The 25190-nt window shown below is 26.2% G+C and carries 22 protein-coding genes; 19 read left to right on the top strand and 3 right to left on the bottom strand.

The genetic code is table 4. From position 1 onward, the window contains the following. Positions 1–40: 40 nt before the first annotated feature. Complete coding sequence (locus tag AC0B4T_RS01765; RefSeq protein ID WP_465102873.1) at positions 41–1228, bottom strand: phosphoglycerate kinase; 1188 nt, start codon at positions 1226–1228, stop codon at positions 41–43. Positions 1229–1405: 177 nt separating this feature from the next. Between AC0B4T_RS01765 and AC0B4T_RS01770 the strand changes: the two genes are divergently transcribed. The 4 genes from AC0B4T_RS01770 to AC0B4T_RS01785 are packed head-to-tail and all read left to right on the top strand — an operon-like array spanning position 1406 to position 6920. Next, positions 1406–2428 carry a glycosyltransferase family A protein gene (locus tag AC0B4T_RS01770; protein ID WP_465102874.1) on the top strand — a complete coding sequence of 341 codons (1023 nt, stop codon included), beginning with the start codon at positions 1406–1408 and terminating at the stop codon, positions 2426–2428. A gap of 3 nt (positions 2429–2431) precedes the next feature. Next, positions 2432–3064 (top strand): RDD family protein, encoded by a 633-nt coding sequence (locus AC0B4T_RS01775; RefSeq protein ID WP_465102875.1) that lies wholly within the window; start codon positions 2432–2434, stop codon positions 3062–3064. A gap of 8 nt (positions 3065–3072) precedes the next feature. After that, the gene (locus AC0B4T_RS01780) at positions 3073–5280 is read left to right on the top strand and encodes an ATP-dependent helicase (protein WP_465101592.1); all 2208 of its coding nucleotides are present in this window, start codon (positions 3073–3075) and stop codon (positions 5278–5280) included. 2 nt (positions 5281–5282) lie between these two features. Beyond that, a complete protein-coding gene (locus AC0B4T_RS01785) occupies positions 5283–6920 on the top strand; it encodes an MHO_4530 family protein (protein WP_465102876.1) in 1638 nt (545 codons plus the stop codon). Positions 6921–6998: 78 nt separating this feature from the next. Here the strand turns inward: AC0B4T_RS01785 and AC0B4T_RS01790 are convergent, their stop codons facing one another. Further along, positions 6999–8609 carry a hypothetical protein gene (locus AC0B4T_RS01790; RefSeq protein ID WP_465102877.1) on the bottom strand — a complete coding sequence of 537 codons (1611 nt, stop codon included), beginning with the start codon at positions 8607–8609 and terminating at the stop codon, positions 6999–7001. 263 nt (positions 8610–8872) lie between these two features. Between AC0B4T_RS01790 and dnaE the strand changes: the two genes are divergently transcribed. From dnaE to AC0B4T_RS01830, 8 genes are all read left to right on the top strand, one after another. Continuing rightward, positions 8873–11815, top strand: coding sequence for a DNA polymerase III subunit alpha (gene dnaE / locus AC0B4T_RS01795; RefSeq protein ID WP_465102878.1), 2943 nt, complete (start codon positions 8873–8875; stop codon positions 11813–11815). Further along, a complete protein-coding gene (locus tag AC0B4T_RS01800) occupies positions 11805–12701 on the top strand; it encodes a 5'-3' exonuclease (protein WP_465102879.1) in 897 nt (298 codons plus the stop codon). Before dnaE ends, AC0B4T_RS01800 begins: the two co-directional genes overlap by 11 nt. A 2-nt stretch (positions 12702–12703) precedes the next feature. Beyond that, the gene (locus AC0B4T_RS01805) at positions 12704–13240 is read left to right on the top strand and encodes a nucleoside/nucleotide kinase family protein (RefSeq protein ID WP_465102880.1); all 537 of its coding nucleotides are present in this window, start codon (positions 12704–12706) and stop codon (positions 13238–13240) included. 70 nt (positions 13241–13310) lie between these two features. Next, positions 13311–14282 (top strand): replication initiation and membrane attachment family protein, encoded by a 972-nt coding sequence (locus AC0B4T_RS01810; RefSeq protein ID WP_465102881.1) that lies wholly within the window; start codon positions 13311–13313, stop codon positions 14280–14282. Continuing rightward, complete coding sequence (locus AC0B4T_RS01815) at positions 14275–15171, top strand: hypothetical protein (protein ID WP_465102882.1); 897 nt, start codon at positions 14275–14277, stop codon at positions 15169–15171. Before AC0B4T_RS01810 ends, AC0B4T_RS01815 begins: the two co-directional genes overlap by 8 nt. Further along, positions 15164–16024, top strand: coding sequence for a methionyl-tRNA formyltransferase (gene fmt / locus AC0B4T_RS01820; protein WP_465102883.1), 861 nt, complete (start codon positions 15164–15166; stop codon positions 16022–16024). Before AC0B4T_RS01815 ends, fmt begins: the two co-directional genes overlap by 8 nt. A 153-nt stretch (positions 16025–16177) precedes the next feature. Then, positions 16178–17179, top strand: a complete 1002-nt coding sequence (gap, locus tag AC0B4T_RS01825) for a type I glyceraldehyde-3-phosphate dehydrogenase (protein WP_465102393.1) — start codon at positions 16178–16180, stop codon at positions 17177–17179. 246 nt (positions 17180–17425) lie between these two features. Then, a complete protein-coding gene (locus AC0B4T_RS01830) occupies positions 17426–18196 on the top strand; it encodes a hypothetical protein (protein WP_465102884.1) in 771 nt (256 codons plus the stop codon). A 123-nt stretch (positions 18197–18319) separates the two neighbouring features. Here the strand turns inward: AC0B4T_RS01830 and AC0B4T_RS01835 are convergent, their stop codons facing one another. After that, complete coding sequence (locus AC0B4T_RS01835; RefSeq protein WP_465102885.1) at positions 18320–19468, bottom strand: IS3 family transposase; 1149 nt, start codon at positions 19466–19468, stop codon at positions 18320–18322. Between the two features lie 256 nt (positions 19469–19724). Between AC0B4T_RS01835 and AC0B4T_RS01840 the strand changes: the two genes are divergently transcribed. From AC0B4T_RS01840 to rlmD, 7 genes are all read left to right on the top strand, one after another. Continuing rightward, positions 19725–20330, top strand: coding sequence for an FMN-dependent NADH-azoreductase (locus AC0B4T_RS01840; protein ID WP_465102886.1), 606 nt, complete (start codon positions 19725–19727; stop codon positions 20328–20330). Between the two features lie 108 nt (positions 20331–20438). Beyond that, a complete protein-coding gene (locus tag AC0B4T_RS01845; RefSeq protein ID WP_465102887.1) occupies positions 20439–22172 on the top strand; it encodes an MnuA family membrane nuclease in 1734 nt (577 codons plus the stop codon). A gap of 44 nt (positions 22173–22216) precedes the next feature. Further along, positions 22217–22369: a 50S ribosomal protein L33 gene (gene rpmG / locus AC0B4T_RS01850; RefSeq protein WP_465101577.1), complete on the top strand. Its 153-nt coding sequence runs from the start codon at positions 22217–22219 to the stop codon at positions 22367–22369. Between the two features lies 1 nt (position 22370). Continuing rightward, positions 22371–22583, top strand: a complete 213-nt coding sequence (gene secE, locus AC0B4T_RS01855) for a preprotein translocase subunit SecE (protein WP_465102888.1) — start codon at positions 22371–22373, stop codon at positions 22581–22583. Between the two features lie 22 nt (positions 22584–22605). Next, complete coding sequence (gene nusG, locus AC0B4T_RS01860; RefSeq protein ID WP_465102889.1) at positions 22606–23217, top strand: transcription termination/antitermination protein NusG; 612 nt, start codon at positions 22606–22608, stop codon at positions 23215–23217. 47 nt (positions 23218–23264) lie between these two features. After that, positions 23265–23807: a 16S rRNA (guanine(966)-N(2))-methyltransferase RsmD gene (gene rsmD, locus AC0B4T_RS01865; RefSeq protein ID WP_465102890.1), complete on the top strand. Its 543-nt coding sequence runs from the start codon at positions 23265–23267 to the stop codon at positions 23805–23807. Then, on the top strand, positions 23791–25104 hold the full coding sequence (rlmD, locus tag AC0B4T_RS01870; RefSeq protein ID WP_465102891.1) for a 23S rRNA (uracil(1939)-C(5))-methyltransferase RlmD: 1314 nt from the start codon (positions 23791–23793) through the stop codon (positions 25102–25104). The genes rsmD and rlmD overlap by 17 nt, the downstream gene beginning before the upstream one ends. Positions 25105–25190: the final 86 nt, after the last annotated feature.

Raw genomic sequence — 25190 nt, forward strand, 5'->3', positions numbered from 1 at the left:
AAAAAAGTGACTTGATTTCTCAAGTCCTTTTTTATTTGAATTATTTTTTATCTTGAATTGCAACTATACCAGGAAGGGCAATTCCTTGTAAGAATTCAAGGCTCGCTCCACCACCAGTTGAAACGTGTGAAAACATTGCTTCCATACCAAGCTTTTCCACAGCAGCAACACTATCTCCGCCACCAACAACAGTATAGGTATCTTTTAAAGTTGCAATTGCTTTGCAAACTGCAAGAGTCCCATGTTTGTAGTTTTCAAATTCAGCAACACCCATAGGTCCATTTCAAACCACAGTTTTTGCATTTACTAAGGCATCCTGTACAGCTTTAATAGATTTAGGACCTAAATCAAGTGCCATGTAGCCTTCTTTAACTGAAACTTCTTGAATTTCGGGTGTAACATCTTTAAATTCGGTTGCTACAGCATGATCAACTGGTAAAATAACCTTATGTTTGTATTTTGCTAAAAAGTCTTTGGCAAGCGGCAAGTAATCATCTTCTACTAATGAATTACCAACGTTAATGCCTTGAGCTTTTAGGAATGTATAAGCCATCCCCCCACCAATAATCATTTTGTCAGCAATTTTAATTAAGTTTTCAAGTACCTTAATTTTATCTGATACTTTAGCTCCACCAATAATTGCAACATATGGATGTACAGGATTTTTAAGAGCTTTTTCTAAAGATGAAACTTCTTTTTCCATTAAATAACCTAATGCAGATTCTTTGATATTTTTAGCAATTCCAACGTTTGAAGCATGTGCACGATGTGCTGTACCAAAAGCATCATTAATAAAAACATCAGCTAACGATGCTCAATAAGCACCAAGTTCAGGGTTATTTTTACTTTCAGCCTTGTCGTTTAAATCTTCATAACGTGTGTTTTGTACTAAAATTACATCCCCAGGTTTCATTTCGTTAATAACTTTTTCTAAGACTGGGCCTTTAGTTTGTTCGACAAACTTAATTGGTCTTTTAAGTTGACGAGCTAATCCAAAAGCTACTGGTTTTAAAGTATGTTTTGAAAGGCAAGAATTTTCTTTAACTCTCCCGTGGTGTGAAAGTAAGATTAACTTTCCACCATCATTTAAGACTTTTAATAAAGTCGGCAATGCTGCACTAATTCTTTTTGTTGATGTGATAATACCATCTTGTACTGGAACATTAAAGTCAACACGTACTAGGACTTTTTTGCCAGATAGTTGTAAATTGTCAATTGTATTTTTCATGTAATCCTCCTAATTTTATAATACGTAAATATTATAAATTATTTTCATAAAGATAACATTTAAAACTATAAAAAAATAGTAAATATTTTTAGGGCTAGATATGGGATGAAATGTCTTAATATCCCATTAAAAAAATTGAGTTTTATGGTAAAATATTAATACCTAAGGGTGGTTAGTATGAAATTATCATTAATATCAATCGTACCAAGTGATTTAAAACAATTAGAATATTATTTTGAAGCTTTGGAAGAGCAAACTAGTCAAGATTTTGAAGTAGTATTGTGTTTAAACAATGCAAATTCAAAAAATTTAGAAATTATCAAAGAATTGGGAAAATATCAAGCTTCTTTTGGTAAGAGGCTTAAGTTTATTTATAACTCAAAACAAAGCACTGCTCAAGAAAGTTTACTTAATGCTTACAGGGTAATTTCAGGTGAATATTCTGTTGTTTTTAATTGTGATATTCAATATATAAAAAAACATTATGTGGAAAGAATGATTCAAGCAATTGAGCAAACTAAAGTCGATATTTTGGAATTTAAACCAAAAATAAATGGTTCAATTACTTGAAAACCAACAGGTAGAGTGGTCGAGGGTCGCAAGATTAATTTACAAGAAAATAAATTAACTTTTGCCTATACTTATCCATTTATTTTCAATAAAATTATCAAAAAAAGCTTATCAAATAAAATTCTTGGTCATAAATTTAAAACAGCTAATAATAATAAATTGTGTCTTGAACTAAATTATATGTTATTTTTAGAGGCTAAAACGTATACATATTTAGATTATAAAATGTTTGCTGAATATTTTCCTACTGATATTTGATTAATTACCAAAAACTTTTTAACTTCTTTTGATAATTTACAAAACATTGTTCAAATTAAACATTTAAACTTTAATGATGAATTAGTTTATGCAAAATATTATTTTATTAAATTACTCTTAACTGGTTTTTTAAATGAAACAAAATTTATGTACCGTCGAATCTATAAAACTAAGGAAGATATTTGAGAAAAACGTAATCCAAAAGTCTTTGAAGCTCATTTTGAAATAATTAAAACGCTTGATTTGCAATATAAATCTAAAAATTATTTTATTACCAACCCATATTTCTTACGAAATAATAATGAAATTATTTTATTATCTCTGCCAATTTCAAAACTAAAAAACACCAAAATTTTAAAGAGACTTAGTTAATAAGTGTATAAAAATGCAAGTTTCTTTAAAAGATTGCTAGCAAATATTATTGATTTAATTTGTTTTTTTTCATTAGTATTGTTATCATTTTATCTTTTAAGAATTACAAAAAAACCAAATGACTTGCCTAGTGCGGGTGTTTTTTATTTCGGGGTCGTTTTAATCTGGCTTTTTCTTGCTTTATTTTACCAATTAATTCCAGTTTTATTTAATGGTAAAACAATTGGTTTGTGGATTTGCAAATTAAAAATCATTAATTCAAAAACTAAGGAATTTTCCAAAATCTCAATCTTTAAACATAATTATTTTATTACTTGGTTTTTTTTCGTGATTTTACTCATTACATTATCCTTCTTAAGCCATAAGAGTTTTGTGTGAAATGAACAAAAACAAATAACTTTACGAAATGATTTATATCATCAGATTGTGTTGAGAATCATTACTACTTTATTAACTATGCATTTTTTTATTTTAATTGCAGGGTACTTTATGCTGCTGGTTTCCAAGCGAAATTTAATTTTAATTGATTTACTAACCGAAACCCGAGTGGTTGAAGATAAACAAATTAGGCAAGTAATTAGTGAACTTAAATTCTTGCCCCAAAAAAATATACGCCGAAAATTTATTTATAAATAGGAGGAAACATGCTATTAAGAAAAATAGATTTATTAAGTGATTTAAATGAAAAACAACGTGAAGCCGTTGTTTATTTTGATACCCCCTTACGGATTATAGCTGGAGCTGGTTCAGGAAAGACAAAAGTTTTAACCAGAAAAGTATCATACTTAATTAATGATTTAAATGTTCCAGTCGAGTCAATTTTAGCTGTAACTTTTACTAATAAAGCAGCTCAAGAATTAGTGCAAAGAATTGGGAATTATTGTCAACAAGATATTGGAAAAATTAATGCTAAGACTTTCCACTCTTTCTGCGCTGATGTCTTGCGCAAGGACATTCGCCAGTTAGGATATCCTACAAGTTTTCAAATTATTGATGAACAAGACAAAGATACAATTTTAAAAAAGATTTATAAATCTTTAGGAATTACAACTACAGAAATTCCATATAAGACCGCTTCGCAATATATTTCTTGAGCCAAGAATTATTCAGAAGACCCTAAAGAATTTGCAAAAGTCTTATCTAAGGAACAAAAACCTTCGATTTTGAATAAAATCTATATTGAATATTTAAATGAATTAGCTATTAATGGTTCTTTAGATTTTGATGATTTAATAATTCAAACTTATAAACTTTTTACAATGCGTCCTGATGTTTTAGCTAAATATCAGAAAAAATTCAAATATATTTTAATTGATGAGTTTCAGGATACTGCATCTATGCAATATAACATTATGAAAATGCTTTATACAGATCACACACATTTAACAATTGTTGGTGATCCTGATCAAACCATTTATAACTGAAGAGGTGCAAAAGTTGATTTAATTCTAAATTTTGATAAAGATTATCCTGATGCTAAAACTGTTATTTTAGATTTAAATTACCGTTCAACTAAAAAAATCTTGGAAGCTGCTAATAAATTAATTAAACATAATAATATTAGATTCAGTAAAGATTTAGTAACACAAAATGAGGATGGGACTGATTTAGAATACCAACATTTATATAATGAAGAAGCAGAAGCTGCATGAGTTGTCACAAAAATAAATGAATTGAAAAAACAAAAAAATCCATTGCGCTCAATTGCAATTTTATTTAGATCTAATTATTATTCGCGGGCTTTTGAACAAGCTTTAATCGAAGCTAACATTCCCCATAAATTAATTAATGGAGTTAAATTTTATCAAAGGGACGAAATTAAAGATGTTATTGCTTTTTTAAGGGTTTTATTTGATGGACATCAAATCTCACTTGAGCGTATTATTAATGTGCCGAGCCGGGGGATTGGCGAAGTGAAATTACAAAGAATTAGAGATTTTGCAACTAGTCATCATAAAACCATGTTTTGAGCTCTGCGCGATCATTTTAAAGAATTGAATCCTAAAGAATTTGGCGTTGATTTTCTCAAAAATAAACTTAAACCATTTTTGGAAACTATTTTATTATATAAAAATGCTATTGAAACTAAAAAACTTAAAATTAGCCGCGCCCTTGATGCATTTTTAGAAAAAATAGGTTATTATGAAAGTATAAAAAATGATAAAAACCTTCGTGGGACAGCTAAGGAAAATGTAAAAGAATTAATTAAATCAATTGATAATTGGGAAAAGAATAATGTTGGCGGAACTTTAGAAGATTATCTTAATATGGTAAGTTTACTTTCTGTAAGCGATGAATATCATAATGAAACTAACTATGTTACTTTAATGACAATTCATTCATCAAAAGGTTTAGAATATGAAAATGTCTTTTTAGTTGGACTTAGTGATGGAGTTTTCCCCAGTTTTAGAATTTATGATGAAGGAGATTTTATTAATAATTCAAAGGGTAAAAGCACTAGTGAACTATTAGAAGAAGAAAGGCGCTTAGCATATGTTGCTATTACCAGGGCGAAGAAAAAATTATTTATATCATCATCACGGGGAATGGTTTACTCACTTGATAAATTTAAAGTACCTTCACCTTTTTTAAGTGAAATGGGGATTAACCTGAGTGATACGATTTTATTAGATGATCCAACTAAATTTGTTTTAAATACCGAATCATATAATGATGTTGTATTAAAAAATGAACAAATAGCAGTTGGTGATATTATTTCGCATATTACTTTTGGTGAAGGTGAAGTTATTGAGGTAGGTAATAGTAATGATATTGAAGTTTTATTCCATAAAGATCAAGTAACACGAAAATTAAATAAAACCCACCCAGCAATTAGGCTTTTAAGTAGGTAATTATGGCCATTTTTTATGGTTTTATTTTCCTTACAATCTTTCTTTTAATTATCCTCTTACTTATTGCAATTCTGGTTTGCATTTATATGTATTTTCATGCCTCATGGGATATCATGCATTATGAGATTGATATGAGTAATTTAAGGGTAATTAGATTAAATAAAAAAAATGCATATTTTGCAACTAATTTAGATGTTAAAAAAACAACAGTCGGTATGTTTAAATATGGTTCTTTAAAAGAATTCTTAGCTTATTTTGAACCAGATACTCAAATCAATTTGAATAAATTTTTAGACAATCCATTTAATCATAAAGAAACACATGAACTAGATATAAAATTTAATAATTTTGTTATTAAAAAATATCATTTTATAACTTGATTTATTTTTAAATTAGAAAGTTATTTTTTAAAAAAACATGTTGTCAAAATGACTATAAGAAGTATTGCTGCAAATAAGTTTTTTTGTACAATAACCTGGAAAAAAGTTTTTAGTAAAAAACAAATTTTTAAAATACCTGATTTAAGTGATAAAGCAAGTGAAATTGCTTGGAAAAATTTTGTAGTTATAGGTGGTTTATTAAAATTAGAAAAATATAATGCTATTTTTTATAAAAATGAAATATCTTTAATTATTAAATCTTTAGGTTTAAAAGGCAAAAATTGAAAGATTGTTAAAGATGAGGATACGTTAATTTTTTTAGTTAAAAAAGTAAGCAAATATCGTTTTAAACACTTACTGAAAAAAATAACTACCTTAAATACCCAATATGGCCTTAATCCATTTTTTGATAAATTTACTATTTTTAGATATCCTTCGCTAAATACCTTATATTACAAACATAACCTTAAAGAATTATTAAATTATTCACTTTATAATATGATTTATTCTAATTCCCCAAATAATTACCTTAATTTAAATCCAACAATTTTAAAAGAAGAAGTCTTTCAAACTTTTAGTAAGAATTTAAATTTATATAAGACTTTAAATGCTAATGCACTAAAATTTAAATTATCTAGGCAAAAAGTAATCAATACATATTTAACTAATGATAAAGTTAATTTATCGTTAGTTAAAGTGTCTATTACTAATGAATTAATTAAGCAAGAATGAATTGATTTTTTTGACTTAATACCAACACTAGCATATAAATATCAAAATCTTTGATTTGATTATGTTGATAGCTATGCCAAAGAAGAAAATCTTAATCTAATTTATAAAATACAGCAAGCAGACTTTTTACGCAATGATTTTTTAATAGACGGTGCTAAAGTTATGTGTTTATTAACTTCACAGGGCGATTATTTTGATTATAAAAAAATTAATAATAAAATAGCAATTTATTCTAATAATAATTATGAATATGGTATTTATTTAACTAATATAAATAAAAGTATTTATAATTTAATTAATTCATTAAATAACTTAAAACTAATAGTTTTAAGTAAAGATATTTGTAATAATTTAAAAATGTGAAATATCATCTTTTCATGTTATCGATTATTACAATTAACTAAAGCAAAGAATATTTTAGTGATTTATGAAACTATACCGCAAGGTTTAGAAGATTTAATTTACTGCAAATTAGATTTAAAATATACTTTAGATATAATGGACCAAAAGATACCTACTAAACTATAATTTAAAAGTAAAAATAAACACAACCAAGAAATCTTGGTTGTGTTTTAGTGTTAAGTAGATTAATTACCTGATTAAGGATTAAATACTAGCTTGTTGTGTACCCCCTGCTTGGGCTGAATTATTAGAAGTTTCACTTTGTGTAACATCTATTTCATAGAATGCGAATTCATATGCAAAATTAGGATTACGTAATCATGCTTTAATAGTTTTGATATTATCTATTTTAGTTGTGTGTTCTTGAGGAGTTTCCTCTGTATTAGCTGAATTTTCGTCTTTCTTTTCCATTTTGTACATTCTAAACTCGATTTTACGTTCTGGATTATTATTATTATAGGTCATCCCTCCATATTGTTTTTCAGGATCCATTAAAGTTTCTCATCCAGAGTAAATTTGACCATTAGTATCTTCAATTTCAAGGTGCACAGTATGGTATTCAGAAATTAAGTAAGCAAAATTTTCAAATTCTTTGCTATATTCTTCAGAATTTTTGTTTTCATTTTGACTTTCAGCATTATTTTGTATATCTACATTAAAGGTTAAAGTTAAAGTTGGTTTATTATCTGAACTACCATCAGTTTGTGAGAAAACAGCACTTTTTACTACACTTTTTACATAATCTTGCACTTGCTTGTATGCTTTTTCATCTTCTTCTTTTTGTTTTTCTTCAGCAGTTTTAGCTTTAGGTATTAAAGTTGTGATGTGGAAGTATTCTCCATCATATTTATATTTTAAAGTTAAAATTCTATTTTCTGAATTAAATTCAGCTAAATATAATTTTTTATTAGTTGAATTAGCGGTACCTTCTAATTTGTTAACATCTCAGTCTGCTTTTATTTTTAAAATAGCTGTTTCAGGTTTACCGCCAGATCCTTGAATTGATAAGTATACTTGATTATTGGTATCACTTGTTGGGCCATAATAAAGTTGCATTTGTTTTAGTTTTCCCTCTTCTTTATTAGCAGGTTTTTCTAAATATGCTTTTAATAACTGATCAAAACGTTCACCTAGTCCTTCATCTGTAACATTTTCTAAATGTTCTCCAGCTTGACTATAATCAGGTTCCTGAACTGGAGGAGTGGTGTCCCTTGGATTTTCGGTTCCTGGATTTTCGGTTCCTGGGTTTTCGGTTCCTGGGTTTTCGGTTCCTGGGTTTTCGGTTCCTGGGTTTTCGGTTCCTGGATTTTCGGTTCCTGGATTTTCGGTTCCTGGATTTTCGGTTCCTGGGTTTTCGGTTCCTGGGTTTTCGGTTCCTGGGTTTTCGGTTCCTGGATTTTCGGTTCCTGGGTTTTCGGTTCCTGGAGGAGTGGTTGTTACATCAGTTAAGGTTGTAAATGAACGTTTGACATTAAATGATGTATCGTTGTTTACCTTGATGGTATCTAGTTCGTATGTAGTTTCTTTAGTTAAACCAGTAATAGTAATTTTATATTCATTATCAGCTGGTTTGTTTAAACTTGAAACTGTAAAATTATGAGTTGTGTCATTAACTTTTACATTAAGTTGGTCTGTTCCTTGTAGACCAGTAATTTTAGCGGTGAATTCAGCACTTGTTTGAGTTACTGTAATTTCACTAACATTTTGAATAGTAAATTGTCTTTTTTGAGGCTGAGGCGCTGTACATGAAACAGCAGTAACAGCGGTAATTGAGACTAAGTTAGTTGTTACTAATAAAAATTTTCGTAATTTCATAAATCTTCCTTTTCATATAATATTTGATTATCTTAATAAATTTAAATAAAATGTAAATTTTTGCTAGATATATTTAAAATTTATTTCAGGAGTAAAAGCAAATTTTAAAATATCTGTATATATTTTATTACATTTATATAAATTACATGCAAAAAAAAAAAAAACGTACTAAATATAATTCTAAAACAGTGGATTTTGCTTGAAAAGTTAATTATTCTATAAATTTAATTTTATATTAATGCTAAATCATATAAAATTAAACCATGAAAGATATTATTTATTTACATACTAATACTGAATATTCGTTTTTAAATTCAACAATTAGACTTAACGACTTATTTAAACTTGCAAAGCAAAAAAAAGTTAAATATTTAACATTAACTGATTTTGAAAATTTCCATGCATTACAATTTTATTGAAATTTTCAAAATGAATATGACTTTAAATTAATATTAGGGGTTGAATTAAAACTAACAGAAGGTTTTCAAATTATTGCTTTAGCTAAAAATAATTCTGGTTTTTTAAAATTAAAAGAATTAGTGTTAGCTAAAAGCACTCAAGCAGAAGTTTCATATTATGATTTAGATGATCCTAATATATTTTTAATTGATCACTTTGAATTAGGAGCAAAAGCTAAGAATATTAAATTAGATAAATATTTAGGTAATTTTTATTTAAATGCCAAAACTATGCAAGAATATCAAACAGTATATGCTCCTACTAAAAAGATTTTATATTTTGATGATAATGAATTATTACCAATTTTAAATAAAATTGGTAATTTAGAAGAAAACAATACTATTTATAGTGAATATTATGAAATAGGTGAATTTTCTGATGTTAGTGATGAAGTATATAATAATATTTTATCCATTGTCAATAGTATTGAAAATTTTAAACCTGATACGTCTCTTAAATTACCAAAATATTCAAATAATTCAGTAGAACAATTACTTAATTTAATAAATGGGGAACGTTATCATCAAATTATTAAAAAATATGATAAAGAATTAGTTGATCAACGAATTAACTTTGAATTTAAAGTAATTAAAAAAATTGGGTTTATTGATTATTTTTTAATTATTCAAGATGTAATTAACTATGCTAAAAATAATAATATTTTAATAGGTCCTGGCCGTGGGTCTGCTTCAGGTTCATTAATTTCGTATTTAATTGGTATAACTTCAGTAAATCCAATTGAATTTAATTTATTGTTTGAAAGATTTTTAAATTTAGAAAGAGTTGGCTTGCCGGATATTGATATTGATATTCAAGACAACAAACGAGATTTAATTTTTGAATATTTAGCTAAAAAATACGGGCAAGATAAAGTAGCCTTTATTTCGACATTTCAAACTATGGCTTCAAAAAATTCGCTACGTGATGTTGGAAGATATTTAAATATACCACGCAGCGAATTAGATGCAATCTCGGCTTGTTTATCAATGCATGATCTTTCATTAGAACATGCTGCGCTTAATAATAAAAGATATGCTTTATATGCACAAAAATATCCTAAATTACATTATTTAGCATCGCGCCTTGAAGGTTTACCAAGACAATTAGGAATTCATGCAGCCGGCTTTATTATTAGCAATGAACCTTTAATTAATATTGTCCCTGTACAAGAAAGTAATTTTAAACTAAACCAATTACAAATGACAATGAATAATTTAGAACAATATGGATTAATTAAAATAGATTTTTTAGGTTTAAAAAATCTAACTTTTATTAATGAATTAGAAAGTGAAATTCCAAAAGATTTGCATTTTGACAAAGTAATTAATAATTCGATTGCTTTATTTAATGATTTACCAACTTTTAAATTGTTAAATTCAACTTTAACTGATGGTATTTTTCAACTTGAATCACCTGGAATGCGCAAGGCAATTAAAGAAGTGGTTATTGATAAATTTGATGATATTTATGCCGTTTTAGCTTTATTTAGACCTGGGCCAAGTAAATATATTAAAACTTATGCTAAAAATAAAATTAATCCATTATTTATTGATAAAATCCACCCATTATATGATAATATTGTAAAAAATACTTACGGAATTATTGTTTACCAAGAACAAATTATGCAAATAGTCCAAGATGTAGCTAATATGTCCTTTTCAAAAGCTGATTTATTTAGAAGGGCAATTTCTAAGAAAAAAGAACAAGAACTTAAATTATATAAAGATGAGTTTTTTGAAGGTGGACTAAAAAATGGATTTAGCAAGGAAACTTTAAACACAATTTATGCTAAGATAGAAAAATTTGCTGATTATGGATTTAATAAATCTCATGCAGTTGCGTATGCTTTTATTAGTTATAAATTAGGATATTACAAAGCAAGATTTCCAATGATTTTTTATAAGTATTTATTGTCAAATACTGGTGTTGATCAGCAAACTATTAAAAATTATGTTGATGAAGCAAGGTTGTTTAAAATTCCCACTAAAATTCCAAACATTAATATTTCTAGTTTTGAATGTGAAATAAAAAATAATGAGATTTATTTAAGTTTTGCCTTAATTAAAGGAGTGGGGCAAGCTGCTATTGAGAAAATTATTAATGAACGCCAAAGAGGCGGTTTATTTACTAGTTTTATTTCCGCATGATTAAGGTTAAAAGTTGCTGGGCTTGGAGAAAGTATTTTAGAAACATTAATTAAAGCTGGCGCATTTAATGTATTTGGTAATGTTAAAATGCTTTTAGCAAGTTTAGATATTTGCCTTGATTATTATGAATTGTTTAAATCTGAAACTAAAAAATTAGATAACCCACTTGAGTATTTAAATAAATTTATTAGTGTTCATAAGCTTGGTGATCACTTACTAACTGAAGTCATTCAGGATATTGAATTTGAAAATGAATGAGAAATTAAATTACTTGGCTCAATGTATAGCCATGAATTTTTAAAAATTAATAATACTTCTAATTTACAAAATGAACGAAATGAAATTTGCTTATTAAATTTACAAGGTCAAGCAAATTGGCTTAAAGTAAAAATTTTATCTGTTAGCAAAGGTAAAAAAGATAATCAACTGAATTTTAAATTACAAGATAATTCTAAAGCAGTAATAGCTTCAACTTGAAATACTAAATTGATTTCATGGTTAACTCAGGAATTACCTAAAACAGTTCGAGTATTAATACTAAAAAAGGATGATAAATATTATAATTTGAAAGATATCGAGGAATTAATTTATGAAGAATAATATATGTTCATTAGTAATTGATGGAAATTATTTACTATTTCAATCCTTTTATGCCACTTACCGCGGAGATTTAACTCAAATTTTACGTAATTCAAATGGAGTGCCTACAAATGCAATTGCAATTTTTTTATCACAATTAATTAAGTTGTTAAAATTTATTGAACCAACTCATTTAATGATTGCATTTGATGCACATGGCAAAACAAAGCGGCACAACATTTTTCCTGAGTATAAATCAGGGAGAATTAAAGCACCGCAAGAATTATTTGACCAATTTGATTATATAAAAAAAATACTTACATTATTAAATATTAAATGAATTGAACAAATAGGAGATGAAGCTGATGATATTATTGGAACATATTGTAAAAAAATGTCTGGAGAAAAATATATTTTTTCATCAGACAAAGATTTATTACAATTAGTGGATTTAAATACTTCATATATTATTAAAAAAGGTTTGGATATTTCTATTGTTAATTTAGATAATTTTTATCAAATTTATCAATTAAATCCAAGCCAAATAACTACATTTAAAGGACTTAAAGGTGATACTAGTGATAATTTACCTGGAGTTCCAGGAATTGGGGATAAAACTGCACTAAAATTAATTGGAGCTTATAATAACTTTGAAAATCTTTATCAACTTTTAGAATTAGGGCAATTAAACGAATCCAAAAGCATTATTGAAAAGTTAAGCAAGGGTAAAGATTCTGGCCTTTTATCTTACGAATTATCTAAAATTAATACTAATGTCCAAAATTTAAATTTAGATATTGATTTTTATTTATTAAATATAAACTATGATAATGCATTAGATTATTTAAATGAATTAGAATTAGAAAAATTTAAACTAGAACTAAAACGTTTTTTAAATAAAAAATAAAAATGGTTGCAATAGTTGGTAAAATATGTGTTGGCAAAAGCAGGATTTTAAAATTATTGTTTAATAAAGGATATCATGTTTTAGAAGTAGATCATTTTGTTACATTGTTATATAAAGATATTAATTTTGTAAAAAAGGTAAAAAATTTAGTAAAGTATGATTTGGTAACAAAAAATAGTTTAGATAAACAAAAAATTAAAACATGAATTTTATTGGATATACACAATTTGCAAATCTTAGAAAATTTAATAAATATCGAACTTTATATACACCTACAAAATCATAACTATGATTTTGTAGAATATCCAATTTTATTTAAGGCACCTAAAGAAATAATGACGTTATTTAGCGAAGTTTGACATGTACAAATTCCAGAAATAAAGCGAAAAAGTTTTTTAAATAAAAAATATGGAAAAACTGATTTAATAAAAAAATTAGATACTTTAAATACTTATAATTGGCAAAATAAGGAACTTTTTAATAATTTAAAGGTTGTGGATATCTCTTGGGAAAAAGCATTAGTTTACCCTAAGAAATAATTATTATCTTTTAAATTTATAAATATTATTTAAAATTGTTTTGCATTTAAACTAAAAAGGAGTAATCATTATGAATTTTTTAGATTTTGACTATTTTAAAATTTCACTTAAAACAACTATTTATAATTCTGATTTAAGTAATTTACGTAAATATTATGCACCTATTTTAGATCATTTAAGTATTTTACTTTATGAATACTTAAATGATTTAGCTAAAAACAATGATCTCGTTACACCGTATAGTTTTGCTACTTTAAATTTATTATTAAATACTAATGAAACAAATTTGCACCAAGCTAGGATGCAACTTGAAGCATTAGGTTTAATTAATACTTACAAAGATAATGAAAGTGCAACAATTATTTTGGAATTACATAAACCATTACAAGGGCAAGAAATTATTAAAAATCCATTTATTTCACAAATGATTAAGCAAAAAGTTGGTGATGCTAACTTTAAGCGTTTAACAAGCCTTCCAAATAAAGTTGTTATCAATAATTTTGCTTTTGAAGATATTTCAGCTAATTTCTTTAATGTTTTCCAAGAGTCATTAACTAATTCACAAAATATTGTTAAGAATTTTTATCTTAAAACAGGTCAAGATCATATTAACGAAGATAAAATTAAAAATATTGTTAAACAACGTGAAGTTTATACTAAATTAGAAGTATCGAACATTAAATACGCTAATGACTATCAAGCATTAATGCAACTTAGGCCTAGTGAATTTATTATGCAAATGACTAACAATGATAATTTTGAATTAAATGAAGGTTTTTTAGAAACATGAAGTAATGTGTTTAAGGAATCTAAAACCTTAAACTTAGTAATTTATTACAGTATTAAGCGTTATAAAAATGATACATGGCCTAAATATGTTAATTTATTAATTAAAGAATTATCTGATACTTACCTTAATGAATTTAGTGAAGTTGAAGCATACCTGGATGGTAAATTTAAAAATAGTACCCGTACCAAAAAAATGTATGAAGAAAAACTAATTTTAAAAAATGATTATTTAAAAGGTTTAAAAAATGTCTAAACTTAATTTTTCGACTAATGATAAAAAAGTCAATCAAGCACTTAGTAGTGATATAGATCAAGATAAATTAATTACAAAATTAAAAAATAATAAATTTCTTGCAAACCTTATTCGAAAACACAATTTAAATGACCAAGAAATTTTCACATATTTGCCCCAAATGTTAATTTTAGAACAAGAAAGCCATAAAACTAATTTAGTTTGACAAACAACAATTGCTAGAAATCATAAAAATAAGCTAGTTTTTGGCAAACAACTCAGTGCTACAAATTTAACAAACGAATTTAAAATAAAAACAAATATCTTATTTAAAGATTATAATACATATTCAAATGATGATCTTTTAACTAAAGCTATTTTAAGTTTATTTCAAGACGAATTAGATATTTATGAATATTTAACAGATTTGTATAACAAAAAATCAAATTTAGAAACTTTATACATAACTGGGTCAATTAAATCCAAACGCTCTTATACTTTATCGTTAATTGCAAACTATTATGCAATTAACGATCAAAAAGTAGCCTATCTAGATATTAATTTACTAGAAGATAAACTTAAACGTAGTTTTAATAAATCAAATTTAGACATTGATTCTTTGTTAGAAGACTTAGTTAATGTTGATATTTTAATCTTTGATGAAATTGGTTTAAAGCAACTATCTTTATGATTTTTAGATAGTTTCTTTTTACCTTTATTAAGTCAAAGGCTCCAAAATAAATCCAAAACATATTTTGGTTCATATTACAATTTTAATGAGCTAGGCAAACAACTTTTTAAGAAATCACCAAGTGGTGAAAATATTGACCCCAAAGGCCCACTTGCTAAAAAACTTATTTATTTAATTGATCAATTATCAAAAGAAAAGGTATGAATCCATCATGAGTAAAAATACATCTAAAATTGTTCTGGCTGGAACACCAAATTTTTCAGTACCAGTTTTTGAAGAAGTAATCAAACATTTTAATGTGGTTGCTATTGTATCGCAACCAGATAAACCAGCTAACCGAGGTTATAAGCTTGAAGCTACTCCTACAAAATTATTAGCCCAAAAATATCAAATTCCTCTATTTCAACCTAATAAAATAAGTGAAATTTATGAGGAATTAAAATCCTTGGATTATGATATTTTGCTAACTTGTGCTTTTGGGCAGTATATCCCAAGTAAAGTTTTAGATTTAGCTAAAATTGCCTCAATTAATATTCATGGCTCATTATTACCTAAATATCGAGGGGCTGCTCCTTTGCAACATAGTTTACTAAATGGAGATTGTGAAACGGGTATTACATTAATTTATATGACTAAAGAAATGGATGCTGGAGATATGCTTTTTAAAGCATCATTGCAAGTTAGTGATTTAGATACTTCTGATTCATTATTTCAAAAAGTGTCTAATTTAGCTAAAATGCAGATAACAAATTGATTAACTAAATTAATTAACAATGAAATCAATCCTGAAAAACAAGACGAAAGTTTAGTTACTTTATCACCTAAGTTACTTAAAGAAGATGCATTGCTAAGTAATCAGTTAACAGCAACGGAAGCTTTTAATAAAATTAGAGCATATTCTTCAAATCCAGGGTGTTACTTATATTTAAATAACAAACGAGTTAAAATCTTTTATGCCAGTTATACTAAAATTCCTAATTCTTTAGAACTGAGATTTAGAGATGGAACATTGTATGCAACTGATTACCAATACGAATCTAAAAAACGAGTTAAATTATCTCAATGAAAATAACCTGGAAACATTTCCAGGTTATTTAATTATTTTTGTGAATTACTAATAAAAAACCAAAAATTTGTATTATAATAAACCAGTAAAAAATGAAATTTTACATTTACACTTTAAAATATATACTTTAAATTTTAATTTTATAATAGAAGGGACAAAATGAAAAAAGTTGCAATTAACGGATTTGGAAGAATTGGTAGATTATTCTTCCGTAGATTATTAGAATCAGGGTCAAACCTTGAAGTTGTGGCTGTTAATGATTTAACAGATGCTAAAACATTAGCTCACTTATTAAAATTTGATACAGCATTTGGTAGATTAAATGCTACTGTTGAAGCTAAAGAAGGTGCAATTGTTGTAAATGGTAAAGAAATTAAAGTCTTAGCTGAAAGAGACCCAGAAAACTTACCATGAGGAGAATTAGGAATTGACTTAGTTGTTGAATCAACTGGATTCTTTACTAAACGTGAAGGAGCTGAAAAACACGTTAAAGCTGGAGCTAAAAAAGTTGTTGTTTCAGCACCATCAGACAAAGATGTTAAAACAGTTGTTTACAATGTAAACCATAATATTTTAGATGCAAGCGATACAGTTATTTCAGCTGCATCATGTACAACAAACAGTTTAGCGCCTATGGTTAAAGTGCTTGTTGACCAATTTGGTTTAAAATCAGGGTACATGACTACGATCCATGCTTATACTGGAGACCAAAGATTACAAGATGCTCCTCACAAAGACTTACGTAGAGCACGTGCTGCTGCGGCAAACATGGTACCTACATCAACAGGTGCTGCTAAAGCTATTGGATTAGTTGTTCCAGAAGCAAGTGGTAAATTAGATGGTGTTGCAATTCGTGTGCCATTAATTACTGGATCATTAGTAGACTTAACAGTATTCTTAGACAAACAACCTACTGTTGAAGAATTAAATGCTGCTATGAAGGCTGCTGCTAACGAAACAATGAAATACGAAACAGAAGAAATCGTTTCTTCAGACATTGTTAATTCATCACATGGTTCAATCTTTGATTCAGCACTTACAACAGTAAAACCAACACCTGAAGGTAACTTATATAAATTATTCTCATGATACGACAATGAAATGTCATATGTATCACAATTAGTTAGAACAGTTGTTTACTTTGCTAACTTAGATAAATAGTTTTAATTAAACTACACAAAATATAACACCATAGCTTGTGCTATGGTGTTATTAATTATAAAAATTTTTTAAACTAAATAATTACTAAATATATTAGTTATAAGCCCCAATTATATTTGGAATAGTTAAATTTATTTATTATGGTATATTTTTTTTGAGTAACAGGTGTACCTTAAATTTAATATACTACCACCAAATTTAATGGTATTGTGCTATAATTTAATAATAAAATAAAAAGAGGTAAACGTGATAAAAGTTAAGAAAATATTTATATTAGGTGTTTTATATTCGCTTTTACCATTATCAATAATTGGATGTAGTGTAAATTCGCGACATAAAGAAGACACACAAAACCCAGATTTTCAAAATAATTTTCGAACTAGATTGCAAAAAGAATTAAATTCTATATATAGCAGAGCTAAAGACAAGTTTTTATCTTTTGCAACTGTAAATAAATTTATTCCTGAGGCTATTCGAAATGATAAAGATAAATTTAAAAATTATGTTTTAAACTTTAAATTTTTTGAATCAGTTGGATCAAGCAAAAAATTAGATGTTTTGATTAAGTTACAGACTAAAGAAGATTTTGATGAAATTATTATTAAAAGGTTTAAACAACTAAATAACAGTCAAGATTTAAAAATAAACGATACGGAAATACGAGAGGAATTTCAAAGAATTTATCTTAAAAACCAAGATGTATATGAATTTTTAAAATTTAATGATATTTATATTTATGATGATGGTTCTTTAGGTTTTTATTACTACTTTGTAGTGCCATTTGAATATGATAATAATATCCAGTTAAATATCATTAAACCAGAAAGATACATCGATGAAGTAAATCTTCCACCAACAAATTCAACATGAGCTGTTTTTGCGTTACCAAAGAATAAAACTATTACTGTAAAAATGCTAAAACCACAAGCTACTAATATAGATTCTGCTTCATCGTGAGAATACAAGAACAAACTTATTAGTTGATACAATGATGAATTTAAAAATTATTTTAAATAATAACTGTAAATAATTTTAGTAAAAAGTTAACATAATAAACTGGGAAATTTTTTTCGGACGGTTTTACCTTCCCCAACCACACCATTTGGCTAAGCCAAACGTAATGCTTTGGGAAGGTTTTTTTTATCTTATTCTTTTATAATTATATCAGTTTATAAATTCTTTGATTTTTTGTGATAATTCAATAAAAGTAAGTCTTTTACAGGTTTGATCAAAATTTGGGAAAATTTCACTTTTAAGAATTGAGAAGAAATACTCAATTTCACGATTGTCAAGACTATTACCAATTCTTGACATTGATATTTTACCTTTTAGCAATTCTATTTTTTTAGTATATTCAACCGACGAATAAGCAGATCCATGGTCAGAATGTAAAATAAAATTATTTTTGAATTTTGTATTGGTGATATTATTCAAAATTAGTTCAGTATCATTTCTAAGTGATAATTCATAGGTCACAAACTTAGTTTTATGATCAATAATTGCAGATAAATAAATATGATTCTGTTCAATATCTTTTGGTGCTGGTATATAGGTCACGTCTGTTGCATATATATTATTGTTGCTTGAATTATAATCTCTTTTTACTAAATCAGGTACTTTAACACTAGTATTTTTAGATTCTTTAGTTTTACGTTTTTGTCTAACAAATGTTTTCAAATTCAGTTTTTTCATATAATTTCCTAGGGTTCTAGGATTTATTTGAATATTATATTCTTGGAAAATATATTTAGCAAGTCTCCTTCGTCCATACCTTTCTTTATTTTCGACAAAACTTTGAAAAATTATTTCTTTGTGTTTAACCTTTAGTTCTTTAGTCTTGTTGTTATCTTTCAATTTCTCGTAATATGTAGATCTTGAAACACATATCATTTTAGATTTTTTAGTATGTGACAGATTCTTGATTTTCTTTATCTTTGAGATATCTGCATCAATATTATTTTCATTAAAAATTCGATAGTAGTATTTTATAACTGCATCTTTTTCATCATCTTTAAGAGTATCAATTCATGTATAATCGAGAACTTTCTTTTTCTTTCTCCCAACACCTTTATCTTTCTTAGGTGATTTACCGCTTTGTGATTCTATGTTCATATTTAAATTATACAGTTTTCTTTTCTTTAACATATTTCTCATTGATTCTTTATTTCAGTATACTTTTCTGATATCAAAACATAAATTTTCAAATTCTTCCTTGGTTATTCCCAGGTTCAAATATTTATCGTATAAGTCAAAAATTTTGATTCATTCTTTAGTCTTTAAATGTCTCATAACTACCTCTTTTTCTTTATATTAAAAATATTCGGATTTTGTCCGAATATTTTTTCCCTGTCTATAAAATGTTAACTTTTTATATTAAGTTAATTATCATAATATTCTTATTTATAAATTTTTAGTTAGAAAAAATAAGAATTTATTAATAATATTTTTTTAACCCTTAATTAAATGGTTATTTGTTTATTTTTAGATTAAAGATTCTTTAAATCTTATTGTATAATACAAAGGACACAAATAAACGGAGGCATTTATGAAACAAATACTATTTATAAATGGATCACTTAATACAAGTGATTCATCATATTCAACACAAACTCTAAACTATGTTAAATCATTATTTAACCAAGAAGAATATGCAATAGAGGAATTTAATTTAAATCAAACCATTTTTGCACAAAAGATTCTTACTAATGGTAATTTAAAAACCTTTTGACAAGAAGTTGACAGCGATACATGAATTAATAAACTTAAGCAAGTAGACTTATTAGTTATTTCAACTTCAATGATTAATTTTGGACCAACTGCAGCCTTAAAAAGTTTTATCGATGCAATTGCAGTTGCTGAAAAAACTTTTTCATATAAATATTCAACAACCAATGATGCAATTGGATATTTAACTAATTTGAATGTTTTAGTGATTGGTGCACAAGGCTCAAGTTTTGGAATTTATCCATGAGGTGACCATATTAAATGATTAAAAGGAACTTTTAATTTCCTTGGAGCTAAAGCGATTTATAACTTTGATATTTATGGTACTAAAACAACTGAAATTGCTAAATTAAGACCAAGTGAATATGTGCAAAGCATTCAAGAAGAGATTAAAACTCTAGTTAACAAAATAAAAAGCAATTTATAATTAGCTATTTTAAACCATTTAATGCACATTATGTGCCTTAAATGGTTTTTATAAAAATTTTAAAAAAATACCAAAAGATTTAATAAAATTTATTTATAGGGTAAGTTTATGAGTAAGTTTTTTAAAAAGTTTTTCAGATTTAGCACATTATTAAGTTTATCTTTTGTAACATACAGTTGTACAAATATTACTAAAGAACCACAGTTAGTTGATGATAAAGAACCTAAAAAAATTGAAGTTAGCTCTGATAATGAAATAAGCAAAGATCAATTAAATTTTGAAAATATTTTTGAGTTGCCAGAAGATCAAAAAAATATTGGCCAGCTCTTTGATAATTTAAAAAATGAATATGAAACTAAGCAAAAAACTAAATTTAGTAAAATGAGATTATATGGTTGAACAAAAAACAAACAAGGTCGTAAAACTGATAAAATTCATTTGACAATGCCAGCTCTTGGCAATAATAAAAGAAATTCCTTACTAAAATTTCGAAAAGATCTAGATCTAAGCAACCTTCCATGAGAATATAATCCCCAGGGGCATTTTGTTAATACATCATTTGATGAAACTACTAGAGTTTTAACTATTAAATATGTTTTAAATAATAAAACATATTTACAAAAGATTTTTATCCCAAAAGCAATAGAAACAAATAATTTAGAAAATCTTAACATTGATAAAAACATTGAAAATGCTGATACAAAACAAGATGTTATTAAAAATGAAAATTCAAATATACATAAAGATTCAGTTGCAGAAACAAAAAAACAAAATTCAAACAAGTTTAATAATAATGAGTTATTAAATAGCACAAAATCTTTAACAAATAAACCTGAAGAAAGTCTTCCTTTACTTACCTCCGTTAAAATATCAACCTGAAATATTCAGAATTTCGGTAATAAAAAAATCACAAAAGAAGATTTTAGAATTCAAGCATTAGCAGAAATAATTGCTCTTGAAAAATTGCAATTTATTTCAGTTCAAGAAGTTAATTACGAGGAATTTAATGGTGTAAGTACTTTGGTTGAAGTTTTAAATGAAAAATATAATTTGAACTTTAAGTTAGCTAAAAGTCCTAAGGGCTTAAAATCAAAAGATCGTCTTGATTCTCATGCTGTTTGAGAATCATATGGTATTTTATATAATGCTAATAGTTTTGAACAACTCGATAATAGTGGTTTTGAAGATTTTGAAGGTAAGAATGTTGTTTTTACTCGTCCATTATGAATGTCATATTGGAAAGTAAAAAATTCTACTACTAAATTTTGAATTATTAATGGTCATTTAGATGGTCCAGGAGCAAACCGTAAGTATAATGAAATATTAAGCCCAATAATTGATGGATACAAATGAAGCTCGCAAGGAGACCAGGAAGTTAAAGAATTTCTGGACATCCATAATGCTTTTGAAAAACTAAAAGGTTTTTATCCAAGTAAAACATTAGAAGATTTAGTTATTTTTAATGGTGATACCAATATTAAAGAAAATCATTTTATAAAATCAAATAATTATTATTTATCTAAAAAGTACGAATTAGGATATAAAAATTCCCAATCTAAAAATGATATTGAATCTTACAAAACATCATTTTCCAAAAAGCGTTATGTGAATCCATATGATAAATTTATTGCTTTTGATCCAAATGATGAATTTGAAGCTTTGGATGCAAAAGATTTTAAATTTGATTTAAAAAATGTATTCAATAATAAATTAGATTATCAAAAGTATTTAGATTTATATATTAAAGAAAAATCTAGTTCACAATTAACAAAAGAAGAATTAGCCTTAAAGTTATCTGACCATACTTTTGCTAATGCTTTAATTAAGGTAAAAAACCCTTAATTTAATTATGCAAATAATGGATATTTTATGGTAAAATAACATTTATGAAAAATACAAATAAAATTGCATTATCATGTGAACTTTGTAGACGTAAAAATTACTATACTAATAAAAGTTTAGGCAATCCTAAACGTCTAAAAATTAAAAAATATTGCATTCATTGTGCTACACATAGTTTACATCAAGAAGAGGTCTAAAGTGGAAGAATTAATTAAAGTTAAAGACAAAAAACCAAAAAGATATTGAATTAGAAAGTTAGTTAAGGAAATTAAACGAGTACGTTGACCTGACTTTAAAACTAATAAGAAAAATTTTATAATGACAATTGTATTTGCATTTTTATTCACTGTGTTTGTTTCATTAGTAACCTATGGACTAACTGAACTGTGGTCAGTTTTATCATTAAACTAATAATTAAGTAGATGGAGATTATATGGAAACTATATTTAAATGATATGTTATTTCTACAATGAGAGGTAAAGAAGATGCGGTTATTGAATCGCTAAACAACCGGATTGAAGCTGAAAATATCTTAAAAGATTTTGATTTAAATGCTAATGAAGGCTCTGCATTTAAAATATTTCAAAGACCAACTTTAACCCAACGTGAGTGGCAAAAAAAAGAAGAAGGCTTACCATACAAGATTAAAAAAGTAAATTTATATCCAGGATACATTTATGCTAAAATGCATATGTCTGATGAAGCATGGTATTTAGTGCGTAACACCCAATATGTTACTGGACTAATTGGATCATCTGGAAAAGGGGCAAAACCAACTCCAATTGGAATTTTAGAAATTAAAAAAATGTTTAAACTTGAAGCAGACTATTGACGTTCATTTGAAGCTGGTGAAGATATTTTTGGTTATTATCAACCTGGTGATATAGTTGAAATTATCGATGGTGTTTATACTGGACATGAAGGAGAAATTACTTCAATTAATAATAATGAAAAACAAGTAACCTTAAAATTTGAAAGTTATGGAAAAGAACAAGAAATTACTGTTTCAATTGATACAATTGTTAAACTAAAGGACAAAGATTAATAAGTAAAACACAAATTTTTGAATTTGTGTTTTTTAAAGGAGTTATTATGTTGAGAATAATCAGTGGGTTATATCGTAATCGTAAAATAAATTACCCTGATTTTAAAATTGCTAGGCCAACAACTGATAAGGTTCGCGAAGCAATTTTTTCATCATTACAATTTAAAATTCAAAATAGCTATGTTTTAGATCTATTTGCAGGTTCAGGAGCTTTAGCCATTGAAGCTTTAAGCAGAGGTGCTAAATTTGCTGATATTGTTGAAAAGAACAAGGATGCTTATAAAATCATTAATGGCAACCTTTCTTCATTGGGAATTAAAAATGCTAATTTATACCAAGTTAATGCCCTTGATTTTTTATTAACTAAAAAACAAAGATATGATTTTATCTTTCTTGATGCTCCTTATCAAGATTATGATTTAATAAGCCAAGCATTAACCTTAATATCCCAAAATAATATTTTAAATAATGATGGAGAAATAATTTTAGAAACAGATAACATTTCTAAAATTATAATTCCTGCTTCTTTATATATTTATAAAGAACGTAAATATGGAAAAATATATGTCTATTATGTTGCCAAACGATAAAAAAATAACAATTGGTCAAATCTTAGAATTAACATGCCAAGAACTAAGTTATGAAGGACTAGGCACAACCCGTATTAATAATAAACCAATTTTAGTTAGTAATTTTTACCCTAATGAAGTAGCAAAAGTTAAAATTACTAAGGTATATGCTAAATATTGTGTTGGGATAATTGTTGAAATGTTGCAATATTCAAAGCATAGGGCAAATAAGCAATTTACTAATTTAGATGCTATGCCATTAGCTAATTTAAATTATCAAGCCCAGCTTGAGTTTAAACAAAGATATTTAAATTCATTATTTAAACGCAATTTTGCTTGAATAAATTTAAAAGAAATTATTGAAGCAAACCAAGTTTTTAATTACCGAAATAAGGCTAAATTTTTGCTTTTAATAGTTAATAATAAATTATCATTAGCTTCTTATTTAAAAGATGCTAATGATTTAAGTTATGATACTTCAAATTTAAGTTTAAATAATTTAGAATTAAATAAGGTATTAGAATTGATTTTACTAACCATTAATAACTTTTATAATTACAATGATAAATTAATGCATTTAAATTTTTTTAAAACAATATTAATTAGAATAAATCATCTTAACTTGGTTCAAGTAGGTTTTGAACTTGAACCAAGTTATGATTTACCTAAAAATTTAATTAATGAATTATTCTTAATTGACAATTTAATTGAAATATATGTTTTAAAAAATAATCAATATTTAAAACTTGCAAGCAAAGATCAATTTCAAATTTCTTTGTTAAATAAAACCTTTAATTTAAATCTTAACTCTTTTTTCCAAGTTAATAGTGAAATAGCTTTTAAAATGTTTACTTTAGTTAAAGAAATAAACCATACTAAATACAGCAAAGTATTAGATTTATTTTGTGGGGTTGGAATTATTTCTAATTTAATTGCTAAAGATAATCAAGAAGTTTTAGGAATTGATATTACTAAAGAAGCTATTAATGATGCTCAAAGATATGTTTTAAATAACAATTTAAAACATAAATATATTGCTAAAGATATTTTTAAATCGCAACATATTTTGAATACTTTTATTGATCAAAATACTTTAAGTATCATTGATCCTCCTAGGAGTGGTTTAAATACTAAGTTGATTAATTATCTAAGTCAAAACAATATAAATACCTTAATTTATATTTCGTGTAACCCGAGAACTTTAGTAAGAGATTTAAAAGATTTTTTAAATAATGGTTATAGTATAAACTGAATTCAACCTTTTGATATGTTTCCAAATACAGCACATATTGAATGTGTAGCTTTACTAACTAAATAAGCTATAAGAAGTTTATTATTCTTAAAAAAGAAATTATATTAAATGGGCACCAAACTAATGTAAACATTGGTTAGGCTGCCCATTTT

The sequence above is a fragment of the Mycoplasma sp. 10961 genome (assembly GCF_055523525.1).